Origin of the sequence: Psychrobacter alimentarius (genome assembly GCF_001606025.1) — a bacterium.
GTDB classification, from domain to species: domain Bacteria; phylum Pseudomonadota; class Gammaproteobacteria; order Pseudomonadales; family Moraxellaceae; genus Psychrobacter; species Psychrobacter alimentarius.
The window spans coordinates 3,017,090-3,034,346 of sequence record NZ_CP014945.1 but is presented as its reverse complement, the minus strand read 5'-3'; the positions used below and the strand labels follow the sequence as shown (position 1 = coordinate 3,034,346).

The window sequence follows — 17,257 nt, the reverse complement described above, 5'->3', positions numbered from 1 at the left end:
ATATTCTGAAAGTAATGTCTGCAAGACAAACACATAAGCTGTATCAAGTATAAATGAGGAGTCCGTATGACCGAAGGGATAGCTGGTTGGTTTAATAGCATCGTAAATTATGGTGTCAGTATTATTTGGGGAAACAATGAATGGTTGGTTGCTAGCAACCCTTGGTATGGATTATTAATGTTCGTATTGATTGGCGCTGGTCTTTACTTCACTATCGCCACACGCTTTATTCAGTTTCGCCATTTTGGCCATATGTGGAAATTATTACGTGTTTCGAACCAAGGTCGCAAAGATGGTGGTATCAGCTCATTTGAAGCTTTAATGACATCATTAGCCGCGCGCGTCGGTACAGGTAACTTAGCAGGGGTCGCAATCGCGATCTATCTTGGTGGTCCAGGTGCAGTGTTTTGGATGTGGATGACGGCTCTCGTCGGTATGTCGACCAGTTTCATAGAGTCAACGCTAGCACAGGCTTATAAAGTGCCTCATACAGACAATGTGTACCGCGGTGGACCAGCTTATTACATTGAGAAAGGCCTAGGAATGCGCTGGCTAGCGATATTTTTCTCGCTATGTTTGTTGGTTGCTTTTGGTCTGGCATTCAACGGTGTACAGTCAAATACGATTGCTCAAGCGACTAATGAGGCTTTTGGCGTTCCAACATGGATGACCGGATTGATATTGGTCGTATTGGTTGCGCCAGTGGTATTTGGTGGTCTGCGTTCAGTTGCTCGTATTGCTGGTAAGATTGTACCTGTGATGGCGATTTTATATATTTTATTGGCGCTATTCATCATTGTTACTAACTTTAGCCAGTTTCCAGCGGCGGTTGCCTTGATTGTCAAATCAGCCTTTGGCTTTGAGCAAGCAGCAGGTGGTGTGATTGGTTACGGCATCGCTCAGGCCATGATCAATGGTATCAAACGTGGTTTGTTTTCGAACGAAGCGGGTATGGGTTCAGCACCGAACGCGGCGGCAACGGCAAAGAGCCATCCTGATCATCCAGCGGTGCAGGGGTTTATGCAAATGCTGGGTGTTTTTCTAGATACTCTTGTTATCTGTACAGCAACGGCTTCAATCATCATATTGTCTGGTGTGGTCGATCCAAACGTTGAACAAGAAGGTATTCAATTAACTCAGTTAGCCTTATCGCAATATGTTGGTGATTTGGGTGTGACGTTCGTCGCCATTGCGATTTTCTTTTTCTCATTTACCTCTATCATTGCCAACTATAGTTATGGCGAGTCGAATCTTGAGTTCATCTCTGGTGCCAAAAATGCCAAAGTCATGATCATGATATTCCGCTTTATGGTACTCGGTATGGTATTTGTGGGTGCTGTCGCTAGCTTACCAGCAATATGGAACTTTGCTGATTTATCGATGGGTCTCATGGCATTGGTCAACTTGTTTGCTATTTTGATGCTGTCTCCAGTGGCACTAAGAGTCTTACGTGATTATGAACGTCAAGTTAAAGAAGGCAAAACGGGAGATCAAATAAAATTCGATCCCAATAATTTTGTGAAGCTAAGAGATGAAGCCAATCGCGATGCTTGGACGGATTGATAAAAGCTATTCATATTGTCATTTCAAGATAAGAGTACTGCCTAGAATAAGCATTATTCTTAGATTGAATTGACTATATATTGTTGTAAAAAGATAGATATAAAAAAACCGCCCTTTCGAGAGCGGTTTTTTATTGGCGTATGATTGAGTGATCAAAACTAAAATCAATGCAACTCTGGTCTACATGTTGGGATAATTAGGACCGCCGCCGCCTTCTGGTGTTACCCAAGTGATATTCTGTGATGGGTCTTTAATATCACAGGTTTTGCAATGCACACAGTTTTGGGCATTAATGACAAACTTAGCACCTTCGGCATCTTTTACCACTTCATACACACCCGCTGGGCAATACAAACGCGCAGGTTCGGCATACAAAGGCAAATTGATCGAGATAGGAACTGTAGGGTCTGTCAATTTCAAATGCGTCGGCTGATCTTCAGCATGGTTGGTATTGGAGATGAAAACGGACGATAATTTATCAAACACCAATTTACCATCAGGCTTCAAATAAGTCGGTTTATAGGCGTGATTGGCACGCTCTAGCTGGTCATAATCCGGGAGGTTGTCATGTATAGTGAATGGCATCTTACCTTTCAAGATGTTGTGCTCAAGGAAGATAAACGCGCCGCCCATGAATTGACCCATACGGTGCATCGCAGGCGAAAAGTTGCGTGATTCGTAGTTGTCTTGATAGAGCCATGACTCTTTATACATGGTGCTATAAGCAACCACTTCATCATGTTGACGCCCAGCCTGTGTGGCTTCAAAGATTGCTTCGGCAGCGAGCATACCTGACTTCATAGAGGTATGTGTGCCTTTAATTTTGGCAGGGTTTAGGAATCCAGCGTCATCACCTACCAATACACCACCTGGGAAGGTGAATTTTGGTAGGGAGTTCAGCCCACCTTTGGTCAAGGCACGGGCGCCATAAGAAATACGTTTACCACCTTCTAAGACATTTTTGATGACAGGGTGGGTTTTTAAACGCTGTAGCTCATCAAACGGTGACATGTATGGGTTATGGTAAGACAAATCAGCGACCAGTCCAAAGCTGACTTGATTGTTTTCATCAAAGTATAACCACCAGCCACCGGTAGAACCTGTTTCGGTCAACGGCCAACCAAGACCGTGCATGACGACGCCTTGCTCGTGTTTTTCTGGTGCAACTTCCCATAGCTCTTTCAAACCGATACCGTAATGCTGAGGATCTGAGTCTTTATCAAGACCAAAGCGGCTAATCAGGCGCTTGCCTAGATGACCACGGCTGCCTTCAGCAAAGACTGTGTATTTGGCGAGAAGTTCATAACCTGGCTCAAAACTTGGCTTGGCTTCGCCATTGGCGGCCACACCCAAATCACCCGTTAGAATACCTCGAACGGAACCGTCATCGTTGTATAAAATGTCGTCAGCGGCGAAACCTGGGAACATCATGACTTCAAGCTCTTCTGCTTGTACTGCCAGCCAGCGAACCACATTACCAAGTGAGACTATATAGTTGCCATTATTATGCATTGGCGCTGGAATCAAAGCATCTGGAACTTTGGTAGAGCGCGTGGCTGAGTTTAGGTAGTAAAAGCGATCTTCGGTTGCGGGCACGTTTAGCGGTGCGCCTTTTTCTTTCCAATCTGGTATCAATTCGTTCAAAGCACGTGGCTCAATAACTGCGCCCGATAGAGTATGGGCACCAAACTCAGAGCCTTTTTCAACCACACAAACCATAAACTCATCATTACCCGCTTCAATAGCAAGCTGACGCAGACGGATAGCAGTAGAAAGACCGGCTGGTCCACCGCCAACGATAATAACGTCAAACTCCATAGATTCACGTTCGACTTCAGGCTCAGCTACGACAGGTGCTACGTCGTCTATAGCGGCAGGTTGGGTCGTTTGTTCTTCTACAGCGACCTCAGCAACCGTCGCTTCTTCGGTCTGCTCTACTTTGTCTAGATTTGCCGTCTCTGTCGCTACTGTTGTGTCAGTATTCACAGTGTCACCATCAATGACTGGCTTTTGATTGTCTTGCTCTTGCATACCTACTCCTAAACTTTTAGTGGCTCATCTCAGGGCATCATTAGCTTAACACTTGAATAATCGACTTGCGGCGCTAACTTTACTCAGACATATGGCTGCCCAATAAAAACCGTGTTGACAAGATTAACCGACTTATTTCTGTCAAAAACAGTTCATCTAAGGATATCAATATATAACGTAAAATGTGCCATTGATACGACACTTACTTTATCAGGGCAATAAAAAACCGTTACTCATTATAAAAGAAAAATCCCACAAACACGACACGCATTTATGAGTAACGGTGTTAAGGTAAACGTGAAATAATACGGGTACTAAAATGATAAAAGCCAATCATACCCTAAACTAAAATTTATAGTAATAATAGATTTGCCAAACTTTGACTACTTAGTAAAGGAATACGTGATGAATGACAATATAAATAACACTATGGCAAATAGTAAAAAGACCACTGAGACCATAAACAATCAGCCCTCCCATTTAAATGATATCGACGCACTCAGTCAATATATAAAGGATACGGCAGGGGTACGTGAGGGGCGCGCCATACCACCTTTAGAAAATTGGCATCCTCAAAATGTAGCAGACATGGACTTAGTGATAAAATCAAATGGGGAGTGGTGGCATGAAGGTGAAAAAGTGACCAGAGAGTCATTGGTTAGCTTATTTGCTTCTATCTTATGGAAAGAAGACCATGACGGTATTGCTGAGTATTTCTTAAAGACGCCAGTACAAAAACTACGTATCCAAGTAGAAGATGCACCGTTATTCATTAATGATGTGGGTATTGTCAAGGAAGACGATGAAAGTTGGCTAGAATTTACGACCACGACAGGGGATGTGGTACGTTTAGATAATGAGCATCCCATCACATTACAAGCGTATAATCCTACTCTGACTCATAACGCAAATGTCAGAGCTGACAACAAGCAAGAGCAAACAAGCGAAGTATCCGTAAGACCTTATATGACCGTTAGGAATGGCTTGACTGCGCTTATTGCTCGTCATACTTTTTATCATTTGACTGAGATTGGTGAGTTAACAGAATGCAATGGCGAAACGGTACTTACTTTACAGAGTGGCGCTGAGTCTTATCAGATTTCGATGCCAGCCGATTAAATGTCATTGATATGAGTTTGGCAAAAGTAACCTTCTCACAGCAATTTACTCATTGCAATCCACTTATTAGCTATTATAATTTTACGAATTAAACACTGTATTTGGTAGCGCTCCTAATTGGACAAACATTATTTAGATACATACTACGAATTGGATAAATAGCATGAAGATGACATGTGTATAAAAATGATACGAAAGCGATAATGGATATTACGGCAAATCATTCTATAAATATCGTGAAAGTACGAACAGATACTTTCACAGGCAGTGCGTTTGTAAAAATGAACGAAGTAGATATAAAGGAAGTGGCCACCCAGACAGGGACAATGCCTAACGCCTGTAACTCTCCCATTGGAGTGTTTGACTCGGGTATTGGAGGCTTATCCGTTTATCTACATTTAGCGCGGCAATTACCTGCCGAGCGTTACGTATACTATGCTGATACGTTGAATGTCCCTTATGGCAATCGCGATAGCGAAGATATTGAAGCGTTGACCCTGACCGCAGTGGAGTGGTTATATCAACAAGGCTGTAAGCTCATTGTTATGGCATGCAACAGTGCCTCAGCTTATGCACTTGAAAAAGCCCGACGCTGTTATCCGCAATTATTGATCGTCGGCTTAGTACCAGCCTTAAAACCTGCCGTATTGGCAAGTAAAAGTGGTCTTGTGGCTGTATTGGCGACTAAAGCCACCTTAAATGGGTCACTGCTCAATGATGTCATTGATAATGTTGCAAAACCCAATCATACAGAAGTTGTAAAGTATTTTGATCCGCAACTGGTGCCGTGGGTAGAAGCAGGGATGCCAGAACAGGATGCGACCGCTGAACGCTTGCGTCAGCAATTACAAGCTTTTGCTAACGATGGCATTGATCAATTGGTGTTAGGCTGTACTCATTACCCATTTTTTAAACCATTTTTGTTGGATGAGATCGCAAGGCAACAGCTGTCTATGCAAGTCGTAGATTCTGGGCAGGCCATTGCTGAGCGAGTTAAGCAGCTGTTGGTTATGAACCAACTGTCTGCATGTACTAATAATGAAGCAGAAGATAACCATTCAGACATTAACGAAAAAACAAATGTCGACATTAAGTATCCATTAACTTTTTATGCCACAAGATATGATGATAAACTAAGTGTTTTGATACAGCGCCTGCTTGGTGAAGAGACAATATTGCAATACTATGTTAAATAGTTGCTATTATTCATGTTTAAATAGGTGCCTCACTTTTGGTATAGATTTAATCGAAATAAGTTGAGCTCACTTTTACTAGAATGTGCTAGCCTGTAAAAAACAAGATATTTGTGCTTTGTCTTACATCATATTCTATTGTGTCACGACCTAAGTCTAGAGGTAATTGTGCCAAACCGCCGCTACCATATCCATGTTATATGCGCTGACAACGATCAATTACTGGCCTTAGACAGACTAGCCATATTTTTTCAGACCCGCGCATTTTTGACTTATGATGTGTCCAGTAAACTGGCAAAAGCATCATTGTATGGGCGACAATGTATCGATTCTTGTGATTATGCATTGATGCTAATCGGGGACAACTACGGCACAGTACAAAAAACTGGTGTGAGCCAAATGCATTTGAGCTATTTGAATGCCAAAGCCAAAACCAAGCCTTTAATCATACTGATCAAAAACCATCGTCAGGATGCAAGTATCAGTCGTCAGTTGCAAGAGTTTATCAAGTTAGTTGTTAGACAAGACAATCAGCTTTATTATTACGATACAGAAGAAGACATCGACCAACTTATAGTGCAGGCTTACTACAGTACATTGAGCCATCACAAAGTGGTAGGAGGCTGGGCAAGAGGCAGTGAAGAACTCATTGAATTTAGCAAACAGACGGTATCTGAAAGGTTCTCCGATCTTCTGTCTAATAGTAAAGCCATCAAAAAAGATGAGTCTTTTGATAATGATGTCATGACCGACAGTGTTAGCAAACCAATAGCGTTGCAAGAATCTTTCAATATTTATTACAGTGCTCAGGCCTATGAGGGCGGTAATTTGACAGATGTTACTAGAAGCATGATATTAACTTGGCAGGAAGTCCTGACCGTGTTGATAAAAATACCGACGACTTTTTCCAGCTATGGACTGCAAAATTTCATTAATCGTTTGATAGCAACCAAAGCTGAACAAGATATCAAACAAGATATGCCAAACGTCCACGCGGTCTCGCGCTGTCAAATTTCTCAAGATGACTTTAATAAACTGCAGCGGCAATTGGTCAGTGCAAATTGGATACAACTCACCACTTATGGCAATCGAGTCTCACAAGAGCTTTGGAAATTGACATTTTATGCAAAAAGTTTGTTAAATACTGAAGAGTGAGATTATTATCGTCCCGTACTGACTGTTGACGGCATTAATATACTTTTATAAGAAGGATGTCTAGCATAGTATCAATGTATGTATAGCCAAGACTACGTTTTGTAATACAAAGCATACGCGCTAACGGTTGTGAAATAGGATGAGACTAACGATAATAAAGTTTATAAGGTAGGAGTTTTATTTTATTACTTGTACTAAAATTATAAATGCATCAAACAATACGGACTAGTTAAGGAGAGTGCACCATGAGTAACTCTAAAAATGATGAATTATTAAAAGAATTGGATGGTTTAGAAAAGTCCATGCATGATGCTGAGAAGTTTCATACTTTAGAAGAGCAAATAGCAGATATGAAGCGTCGCGGTATTGATCCAAGCCAAGTGTATAAAGAGCTAGATAGAAAAGAAGAAGATGCGGATTGGGGCGATGCCACTTGGAAAGAAAACGGCAAATGGGAGCCAAAAACGCCAGCCGATTTGGATGAGAAGGCGCGTGAGAATTGGAACGGTGACAATGGCAAACCGAATCCACCACCGATTGTCTAGGCTCTTTTCGGGCTAACTGCCATTCATTACTGATATTTAGAGCTCTGCATCATTAATGTTATAAACCATATAAAAGGCCACGCTTCTATCAGCGTGGCCTTTTTTGTACCCATTAGATCATTTAATACTACGACCCTTCATCCACACGAACCAACTTCACAGCACCACTAGCATCAGTGACACGGCGATAACGCACATTACCAGATTTTGCTGGTTGAGCCGATGGCTGTGTTGAGTAAGTGTTAGAAGGAGTCGTTTGCTGTTGGATCAGCTGTCCCATACGGTCAGCAGAAGCAGGTTGTAATGGCTGACTATTTGATGGTTGAGCATATTGATTGGTAGATTGAGCGCCACTAGGTGCAGTATTGCCAACAATGGCACGATAGAACTTTTGACCAGCGCGGCCATCGGCTGGGAATATGCCGCGACTAGACTGGTATTGTTGAATCGCTGTGCGCGTACCGTCTCCGATGATACCATCAACACCGCCAATATCGTAACCTGCATTGATTAATGCCTGCTGAATATCTTTGGCTTGCTGGCGGCTGATACCTGGATCGTCTGTCGGCCATGCAGTCACAAAGTCGGTTTTGCTGCTGTCTTCGCGCGTGATCAAATCTGATAAGTGAGCGATGGCCAATGCGTAGTTTTCTGATGCATTGTACGAGTAAAACGTATCAAAGTTTTTACCGACTAAAAACGCAGGACCTTCCATACCAGCTGGTAACAATAAGCCTGCGCTACTCAAGTCAGAAGGTAATGGGCTACCATTGGCAAGCGTGATGCCTTGGTTGCGCCAGTGGCTGATAGATTTTTTGTCTTTGCGATTAGAGGCTGCCCAAAATCCACTAGGTAACTTGACTTCATAACCCCAAGGCTCGCCCGTACGATAGCCACGTTTGTCTAAGAAGTTGGCGGTAGAAGCCAAGGCATCAGGCACGTTATTGACCAAATCACGACGACCATCGCCATCAAAATCGACTGCTAATTCTAAAAAAGTGCTCGGCATAAATTGCGTTTGACCAAAGGCACCTGCCCAAGAGCCTGTCATGTCATTCGGTGCAATATCACCGTTTTGTACGATTTTTAGGGCGTTGGCATACTCTCCTTGAAAATAGCTTTGACGACGATCAAAGCATGATAGGGTCGCTAAAGACTCAAATAAGGGTTTTTTGCCCAAAGTCTGACCAAAGTTAGATTCGACACCCCATACCCCTAAGACGTGCTCAGCTTTTACCCCATAACGCGATTCGATTTGACGGAGTGTATCGCGCCATTGACGCTTAGCTCGGATACCATCTTCGACACGCTCTTTATCTACAAGCACTGATAAATAATCCCAAACGTCTTTTTGAAATTCAGGTTGGTAGTTGAGCGATTGAATCACACTAGGATCGGGCTGGGTAGGGCGATAGTTATTAAAAGTAGAGCTGTTGACGCCGCTAAATTTACTAGAGCTTTGCAGTCTATCCAGACATTGTTGAAACTCACTGTTGGATAAGTCTGGTGCTGGTGGCCGCGCAGCTTGTGCTGTGCTGGCAAGACTGAGGCCAACTGCCATACTAAGCAGCGATAAAGTAGAGAAAGGAGTCAAACGCATGAAAATATCCTATAAGCATCGAAATCGTGAATGGAGATAAAAGCGACTAATGGCAGTATGGACTTAGAGTAACCAATCTCAATAATAAAGAAAAGGTATCGCAGCACTCAGTTACTATAAGCTGACGTTACCGTGATATTGTGAGAGGTTTTTGGAAATAGAAAATCTAATAACCACTGGTTTTTTACATTTTTTTTTGATGAATCACCTGTTTATTATTCACTCAATAGCCAAACCTGCTCGCTGACTGTTAGCTCAGGCATTGAGCCTATAGAAGCGGGTTCTGATGCCAGCTCAGCAATTTGATAATGGCTGCCATAATATTGCTGCACTTGCTCATGATTGATAGAGAAGGGCGGCCCATCCTTTTTACTTTGATCGTAATTGAGCGTTATTAGCAACTGTGGCGCATTGCCGCTAATTTTACGTAATTGTTCGCTATAGTTGGAACGCATATCAGCTGGAAGAGCAATCAGTGCCGCTTTATCATAAACTGCGTCAACAATTCCGATATTTTCAGCCGTTAATGCAAAGATATCAGCGACCCATAGTTCTACTTTTTGACCCAAAAGCTGGCCTTGATAGCAGGTAATAGCTGGGTTTTCTGCATGCTGAAATACGGTAGGCTTAATGTTTTGCTCATTGAAAAACGCTTGTACAGCGGATTCCACCAATTCAACACCGATCACGTCATAACCTTGTGATGCTAGCCAAACCATATCGATTGATTTGCCACACAAAGGCACAAAAATACGGCTACCAGCTGGCAGGTTTAGCTCTGACCAATGTTTTATTAACAACGGACTTGCTTCAGACTGATTAAAGCCGATACGCTTTTCTTGCCAACGATTTTGCCAAAATTCGGGATTCATAATTTACGCCTACCTATAGTTATCTGTTGATATCTTTATAATAACGTCTTATTTGAGAGTGCTGAACCCAATAAAAAGCCAAACACCTATTGTCTAAGCGTTTGGCTAGTATCGAACATGATTTTTTAATCACTCATTTAACTTGTCATATACTGACTAAACTCTTTACGCAGTTTGGCAAGCTTTGGCGGTATCGCAAAGTTGCAATACGCTTGGCCTGGATTCCTGTTAAAAAAGTCTTGATGTTCGTCTTCTGCTTCAAAAAACTCAATCGCAGGATGGACTTCTGTGACGATATTAAGACCCATATCGCGCAGTTTATTGATAGTACGGTCAACCGTTGGTTTCTGATCTTCGTCTGTGTAAAACACCACGCTACGATATTGGCTACCGACATCATTGCCTTGACGATCCATTGTGGTGGGATCATGGGTCGCAAAGAAAACATCAAGGATTACTTCTAATGGCACAACAGACTCATCAAATTCGACTTTGATGACTTCGACGTGTCCAGTATTGCCACTACAGACATCTTTATAGTTGGCAGAAACCGCATCGCCGCCCATATAGCCAGATATGACAGACTGTACGCCTTTTATAGATAAAAATACCGACTCGGTGCACCAAAAGCAGCCGCCGCCTAATACGATGGTTTGCATAATTTTTTCCTTATTTTTATAAGTATGAGCCAAGTGCCAGTCACTCATTAACTAATCACTCAGCAATACGCATTTAGCTTAGCAGGGCATCTAGTCGCGATAAGTAACAAACAGTAATGTTATAATGGGCTTTTGCTACGTTCGCCTACTCTTGATTGACGGATTTGGCAAAACACACAACTATATTCTAATGTAAGCTTTATTATCAAAAAACGAGTCGCCTCATGAGCCAACCTGATCCTACTAAACACGACATCCTATTCACCACGCCATTAGATAAAGCGGCGCGCTTTTCCTTCGATGAGCAAGTGGTGGCATGTTTTCCTGATATGATTCGCCGTAGTGTTCCTGGTTACGGTCAGGTATTGGCCATGCTGCCCATATTTGCCCGCCGTCACTGCAAGTATCGCCAACAAAGCGACAGTGGTCAGCGTGTCAGCCGTGTTTATGATTTGGGTTGTTCATTAGGCGCTGCCAGTATGACGCTATCTGGTGAGTTTGATCCGCAAGATTTGCAAATCAAAGCGATTGATATTTCGCCCGCAATGACGACCGAAGCCACGACGTTATTGAGTGACAATTATCCTGAGCATGATATCGAAGTCATCACCGCGGATATTCGTGACGTTGAGCTTGAGCCGTGCGACATGGTGATTTTAAATTTAACGCTACAGTTTTTGCCAGCAGCCGATAGAGTCGCGGTGTTAGAGAAGATACATACGGCGCTGAGCGAAGGCGGTATATTGGTGTTGACCGAAAAAACGCATGCCTTTGATGAGCAGTATGATGCATGGTTGGTTGAGCGTTATTATGATTTTAAACGCGCCAATGGCTATACCGAGATGGAAATCAGCGGTAAACGCAATGCGTTAGAAAATGTGCTGATTACGGATACGCTAGATGAGCATCATGCACGGTTAGATCAAGTTGGCTTTAAACGTCACCTAACGTGGTTTCAGTTTTTAAACTTTGTCTCAATTGTGGCGTTTAAGTAAGGTTGTTTGAATAAACAATAGAAGCTGATCTTACTTTTATTGTATTAATCTGAATAGATACTTATTTTATCGGTGCGCTTGGCTTGGCGCACTCTACTTGGTTACTGAGTTGAAATTATGGATGAGATTCGATTAGATATTAAACTTAGACCTATAAGATTCTTATTTCTTGTAAAACCTAACGATAAGAAAAATCTAGAAAAAGTGTTTCAGATAAATACGCTGTTATGGGGTGGAAAATATAATCCTATAGTTCCATATTTCAAAAGAGTACCTAAGTGGTGGGGAAGCGACCATAAGACATACAACGCAACGAAAATATTGAATGATTATCTTGACTTTTTTGAACCTGATTTTATTGTCGAAACAGAAGAAAGTATGACAAAAGACTTTGTTTTTGATAAAGAGAGGGTTTTACAAGTTGATGATTTGCTTAGTGTTGATGAACACGGATTAGATGATAAGTATGGGCTTACAGTATATGACTTATACGTAGATCTTTACGAAAAGAAGTATCAGTTCGAAAGACGTCATAAAGTAAATATTGTAAATGTCATTTCAGAGAATAAGAAGAATCAATTATTTACATCTTGTATTTTCGGTTCATTTAGTAAGTCACCTGAATTATGTTTTTTCGAAGAAGGTTTTATAGATGTTTTTGATCCGAAAAAAGTAGAGCTGAATGATATTTCATTAATAGAACTATATCAGGGCAGTAACCTTTCACCACTTGATGCCACTCATGCAGATATAGATATTCAATATCATCAATCATCGCCTGATGCAAGATTATTCATATTTGACTTAGAAGCTCCTAGAGATCTAATCGATTATTGGAACTTACGTATTATCTATAAGAATATTGTTGCTATACCTATGCAGTGGATAGCAAAGCTAGCAGACTTCTGTAATGAGTTCATATCTGATAACTATCGTGCGCGTCCGCATCAAGAAGAATACTTTTTCAGAACAACTATCATGTTCTCTCGTTCCATTTCCGAAGATAAAGGTAGTGAAATTTATAACAAATATCTCTCTGGTAACGAGAATAAGACCATACTACAGTTTTGGTATCCAGATATTAGAGTTGATAAATCTGACAATCCTATGGAGTTACAAAGGTCGATATTAATTTTCGAGCAAGTTAATAGAGATATTGCTTTAACATATGAGTATGAGAAGCCACAAATTCAATTTGATACGATAGCTCCTGATTTCATAAAGAAAAAATATCATCATAAGCCGCTTTGGGCAAACGTGATAAATATTAAAGACTGGGGAAATCAAAGTCGGACACTGACATGCTTTCCTACTAATTACAGAAACCCTGTTTTTCCAAAATTCAATTATCATAGAGATTTCTTACTTCCTACAACTGAAGGCTTAACTATATTTCCTGAAAGTATTAATCGACAATACTGGAATTTACATAATGGTACAGAAGCTATTAACCAATGGTTAAGTAAATATGAGATTAAAGCAACTGTATCCGATGCTGGAAAATCCGTTCAACAAATCATTGAAACAATTGGTGGTGTTCCTCAGTTATCTAGTTTGGCAAATAAAAATATTGTTGAACGACTCAATGATATGACCAATAAACCGTTAACGAGGAGCATGCATGCGGAAGAATTTAAAAATAGGATTAATACGAAAAATAATAAAAAGCCAGCAAGTCGACTGGTTTCGCAAAAAATTGTACAGCTTGGTTTAGAGTTAAAATGTTCTAAATGTGATAGTTGGAATTGGTACGAGATCAATAACTTAAATTATGAACTATCATGTAACAGATGCTTGAAGTTTTTCAATTTTCCTATTTTGGATCCTTCTAATTCAAGCTTATCAAGATGGTCATATAGAGTGGTTGGTGCTTTTGCTTTACCTGATTACGCCAGAGGTGGATATGCTGCTTCATTAGCGATTCATTTTTTCGTTAGAAAGGTTAGCTATTCTCATATGCTTAATATTACATGGTCTAGTGGACAGGAACTAACGCTTCAGTCTGGAGAAAAAGCAGAAGCCGATTTTATCTTGTGGGCACAAAGAGAAAAAATTGTAGGTTTAAATAAACCTACTAATATTGTTTTTGGAGAAGCAAAGAGCTTTGCAAAAGACGCCTTTAAAGATTCTGATATTCAAAAAATGAAACTTCTAGCAGAAACATTTCCTAAGTCAATTTTGGTTTTTGCAACGATGAAAAGTTTTGACGAGTTTTCGGTGGATGAAGTTCAGCGATTAAGGAAGTTAGCTGACTGGGGACGTGGTTATGATAATAAAAATAAAGAAGTTAGAGCCTACGTTATGATTTTAACTGGTTTAGAGTTATTTATGGGTGGTCTTGAGAGACTTACAAACGTATGGGAGGACGAAGGTGGAAAGTATGCAGAACTTGCCAAAAAAAGAAGAATACATTCCGATAATTTAGAAACTTTAGCATATGCTACTCAGGAGCTGTATTTAAATATGCCCTCTTACTATGAAGGGCTTTATAATATTAAGCTATAAATTAAGATCAGTTGCGCCATAGTTTATCTAACTAAGCAGGGGAAAAGGCGCCAATAAGGTTTTAAATAACATCGAGCAGCGCCACGCATATTTTCTCACCTTTAAAGCACTCCCACTTTGAGGCTCATCCTCTTTTGTTCTAACTCTTTTAATTTTATTCATTTAAATAACAATCAATACGGTAATCTGCTTTTATGCTCAACGACACGATCACGCACGCCGAACGCGAACTGTATTTAACCCTATTAGAACTGGCCCAGCAGCAGCCGAGCGCTTATGAATGGCTGACGCGATTACCCACATGGTTAAATGCTATCAAAGACAAAGCCAACTACGCGCATGCCCCTGCTTATCAAGCGTCAGTGGCACGTTTACCAAAGTTGACCGTCAATCACGTCGATCTCAATAGTGATACATTGACGATTGACGCAAGTCTTAATCAATCTCAGCATAAACAAACGATAGCGTTATTAAAGCAGCTGATGCCGTGGCGCAAAGGCCCTTTTCAGATTGGTAATGATGAATCGGCGATAAAGATTGATACCGAGTGGCATAGTGATTGGAAATGGCAACGAGTTGCGCCGCATTTTGGTAGGCTTGACGGTCGTCGTGTATTAGACGTGGGCGGCGGCTCTGGTTATCACGGCTGGCGCATGGCTGGTGCTGGGGCGGACATGGTCATCATTATCGATCCGTCTTGCTTGTTTTATCATCAGTTCATGGCGATTAGGCATTTTGTCGGTAGTGCTGATGCTCATGAGACTGGCCGCTACCGTACCCATTATATTCCTGTACCACTAGAAGCATTACCAGAGCACAGCCAGTTATTTGATACTGTATTTAGTATGGGTGTGCTCTATCATCGTCAGTCGCCCTTTGAGCATTTACAGCAGCTAAGAGGACAACTTGTCAAAGGGGGTGAGTTGGTACTTGAGACGTTGGTCATCGAAGGCGATGCCAATACCGTACTGGTGCCACATGATCGTTATGCTCAGATGAACAACGTGTATTTTTTACCCTCAGTCGCAGCGTTAATCGGTTGGTTAGAAAAGGTAGGGTTCTCAGACGTGCGCTGTGTTGATGTGGCGGTAACGTCTGTGGAAGAGCAGCGTCAAACCGAATGGATGACCTATCATTCGTTAGCAGATTTTTTAGATCCCAATGACTTCACAAAGACAATCGAAGGCTATCCTGCTCCGATGCGCGCAACCTTAATTGCCAAAAAATAGCACGTACTGACCTATCATAAGGAGAATGGACAGTGAAAAAATTAACGATTTTACTCAGCACTATGATGGGTGTTCTGCCATTAACGTCCATATCAGCTCATGCTGCCTATGGGACACCGTCTGAAGGCTGGGGCTTTGTACAGGACGATTGGCAAGTGGTTTGTGATAATACATTGACTTGCCGCGCAGCAGGGTATGCAGATGAGAGTCAATTAGATACGCCAGCCTCGATATTGCTTACAGTATTGCCAAAAGTAGCCCTGCCAACAGTGCAGGTTCAATTTATATTAGAATCTTCAGAGGATAGCTTTGATCATGCTGAGCTTTGGTTAAATGGTAAAAATTATGGGACTTTACAGCCAGCTGCAAAAGACTCTCCAATATATGATTTATCCACCAAGCAAACGCAGGCACTGATCAACCATGCTCGTGTCGCAACCAAGATAGAGATCAGAGCGGATGACAAGCAATGGTATATCAGTGACAAAGGGATGTCGGCAGTATTGCTTAAGCTCGATGACGTGCAGGGTCGAGTAGGAACACCAATAGCACTGGTCAGTAAAAATAATCGCAATCGACAAACCCCTAAAGCGGCTAAACCAAAACCCAACATCAAAAAAGCATTTGCGTATTCAGCAAAGGATAGCAATGCACTAGCCCCATCAAAACTTAAATACTTTCAGCAAAATATAAACAAGTGGGTCGATATTGATTCTGAGCAGCTCACAGGCGCTGGAAATGCGATGGGTGCTTGTGAGCTGGTTAATCCAAAAACCGAAGCGTATCAACGGATGTCAGAGTATGGCACTGATAGACTAGACTGGGAATTTACACCCGTAGACGCCACCCATACGTTAGCCAGCCATCTCTGTTGGTCCGGTCCTTATAACTCGAGCACTGGTTATTGGCTTATTAATAACGAAAAACCTAGCAATCCTATGCTTATCACGACAGCAGGCAATGAGTATGAGGCAGGTGAAATCTGGGCAGCTAATAAAGACCGCGGCATCGGTGATTGCTGGAATCATGCGACATGGATTTGGGATGGTAAAACATTTACCAAAAGCGAAGAGACGAGTACAGGAATGTGTCGCGGCTTTGCTGGTGGCGCGTGGGATTTGCCAACCTACGTAAGCGAGATTACAAACAAAGTGGATGACACTCAATAAAGTCGACTTTAATATAAACAGATACGACGCTGACAGAGTAAAATAAAAAAAGACAAGTTATATTAGCCATCTTTTGAAAGCCACTTCCATTATTATCTTAAGTATAAAACCGACAGAGCCTGCGCCCAATGCGACAAATATCCAAAAAGTACCAGCACGACCAGCTTCAGATGTTTTGGAGATGTCCCACATGATAAAGAATAAAAAAGCGATGAATATCGGCAATAAAACGTACAAGCCCCAACTGGTAATAGTACTGGCAGCAATAGCAAACATAGCGTAATCCTATAAAAAAGTAGTAACGCGTCTTCTAGGATTTATCTGGTTTAGAAGCGCAGTACAAACCACTATTATAACGCGGAAGCAGGTAGGTATAAACGACTGCTCAGTATCGAAAAACAGGAACGTTACAATTGGCCTAGCCAGTTATTTAGTATTTACTTGCAATACGAAGCGATAGATAGAATATAACTGAATTTAACATAGTCAAAAGTATAAACCCTCCTTGTTATTTGATAGGTTATTAAGGCTATTTGTCATAAGCGTAAGATTTTAGTGCTAATTTTGGTGCAAATGATGCAATGACGCGCAAAGATTGCTATATTTACAGGTTATTTATTTT

The 17,257-nt window shown here is 41.5% G+C and carries 14 protein-coding genes; 9 read left to right on the top strand and 5 right to left on the bottom strand.

The annotated features are described in order from the left end of the window. Positions 1–66: 66 nt before the first annotated feature. Positions 67–1,563 carry an alanine/glycine:cation symporter family protein gene (locus A3K91_RS12530; RefSeq protein ID WP_062845569.1) on the top strand — a complete coding sequence of 499 codons (1,497 nt, stop codon included), beginning with the start codon at positions 67–69 and terminating at the stop codon, positions 1,561–1,563. Positions 1,564–1,743: 180 nt separating this feature from the next. Here the strand turns inward: A3K91_RS12530 and A3K91_RS12525 are convergent, their stop codons facing one another. Next, positions 1,744–3,594: an electron transfer flavoprotein-ubiquinone oxidoreductase gene (locus A3K91_RS12525; RefSeq protein ID WP_416231968.1), complete on the bottom strand. Its 1,851-nt coding sequence runs from the start codon at positions 3,592–3,594 to the stop codon at positions 1,744–1,746. Positions 3,595–3,999: 405 nt separating this feature from the next. On the opposite strand from A3K91_RS12525, the gene A3K91_RS12520 reads away from it, so the two are divergent. The 4 genes from A3K91_RS12520 (at position 4,000) to A3K91_RS12505 (ending at position 7,606) form a co-directional block, all read left to right on the top strand. Further along, positions 4,000–4,713 carry a DUF1285 domain-containing protein gene (locus A3K91_RS12520; protein WP_062845568.1) on the top strand — a complete coding sequence of 238 codons (714 nt, stop codon included), beginning with the start codon at positions 4,000–4,002 and terminating at the stop codon, positions 4,711–4,713. Positions 4,714–5,039: 326 nt separating this feature from the next. Continuing rightward, positions 5,040–5,909, top strand: a complete 870-nt coding sequence (gene murI / locus A3K91_RS12515; RefSeq protein WP_416231983.1) for a glutamate racemase — start codon at positions 5,040–5,042, stop codon at positions 5,907–5,909. A 165-nt stretch (positions 5,910–6,074) separates the two neighbouring features. Beyond that, positions 6,075–7,061, top strand: coding sequence for a DUF4062 domain-containing protein (locus A3K91_RS12510; RefSeq protein ID WP_062845566.1), 987 nt, complete (start codon positions 6,075–6,077; stop codon positions 7,059–7,061). 245 nt (positions 7,062–7,306) lie between these two features. Then, positions 7,307–7,606 (top strand): hypothetical protein, encoded by a 300-nt coding sequence (locus tag A3K91_RS12505; RefSeq protein ID WP_062845565.1) that lies wholly within the window; start codon positions 7,307–7,309, stop codon positions 7,604–7,606. A gap of 127 nt (positions 7,607–7,733) precedes the next feature. Here A3K91_RS12505 and A3K91_RS12500 read toward each other — a convergent pair whose 3' ends face one another. From A3K91_RS12500 to msrA, 3 genes are all read right to left on the bottom strand, one after another. After that, a complete protein-coding gene (locus A3K91_RS12500; protein WP_062845564.1) occupies positions 7,734–9,206 on the bottom strand; it encodes a lytic murein transglycosylase in 1,473 nt (490 codons plus the stop codon). A 215-nt stretch (positions 9,207–9,421) separates the two neighbouring features. Then, positions 9,422–10,078: a thiopurine S-methyltransferase gene (gene tmpT, locus A3K91_RS12495; protein ID WP_062845563.1), complete on the bottom strand. Its 657-nt coding sequence runs from the start codon at positions 10,076–10,078 to the stop codon at positions 9,422–9,424. A gap of 137 nt (positions 10,079–10,215) precedes the next feature. Beyond that, positions 10,216–10,737 (bottom strand): peptide-methionine (S)-S-oxide reductase MsrA, encoded by a 522-nt coding sequence (msrA, locus tag A3K91_RS12490; protein ID WP_062845562.1) that lies wholly within the window; start codon positions 10,735–10,737, stop codon positions 10,216–10,218. A 224-nt stretch (positions 10,738–10,961) separates the two neighbouring features. Between msrA and cmoA the strand changes: the two genes are divergently transcribed. The 4 genes from cmoA to A3K91_RS12470 all read left to right on the top strand — a co-directional run bounded on the left by cmoA (position 10,962) and on the right by A3K91_RS12470 (position 16,635). After that, positions 10,962–11,732: a carboxy-S-adenosyl-L-methionine synthase CmoA gene (gene cmoA, locus A3K91_RS12485; RefSeq protein ID WP_062845561.1), complete on the top strand. Its 771-nt coding sequence runs from the start codon at positions 10,962–10,964 to the stop codon at positions 11,730–11,732. Positions 11,733–11,849: 117 nt separating this feature from the next. Next, positions 11,850–14,237: a hypothetical protein gene (locus tag A3K91_RS12480; protein WP_062845560.1), complete on the top strand. Its 2,388-nt coding sequence runs from the start codon at positions 11,850–11,852 to the stop codon at positions 14,235–14,237. Between the two features lie 194 nt (positions 14,238–14,431). Beyond that, positions 14,432–15,466 (top strand): tRNA 5-methoxyuridine(34)/uridine 5-oxyacetic acid(34) synthase CmoB, encoded by a 1,035-nt coding sequence (cmoB, locus tag A3K91_RS12475; RefSeq protein WP_062845559.1) that lies wholly within the window; start codon positions 14,432–14,434, stop codon positions 15,464–15,466. Positions 15,467–15,498: 32 nt separating this feature from the next. After that, positions 15,499–16,635, top strand: coding sequence for a DUF1176 domain-containing protein (locus tag A3K91_RS12470; RefSeq protein WP_062845558.1), 1,137 nt, complete (start codon positions 15,499–15,501; stop codon positions 16,633–16,635). A 57-nt stretch (positions 16,636–16,692) separates the two neighbouring features. Here the strand turns inward: A3K91_RS12470 and A3K91_RS12465 are convergent, their stop codons facing one another. Beyond that, a complete protein-coding gene (locus tag A3K91_RS12465; RefSeq protein WP_062845557.1) occupies positions 16,693–16,911 on the bottom strand; it encodes a DUF2788 domain-containing protein in 219 nt (72 codons plus the stop codon). Positions 16,912–17,257 lie beyond the last annotated feature (346 nt).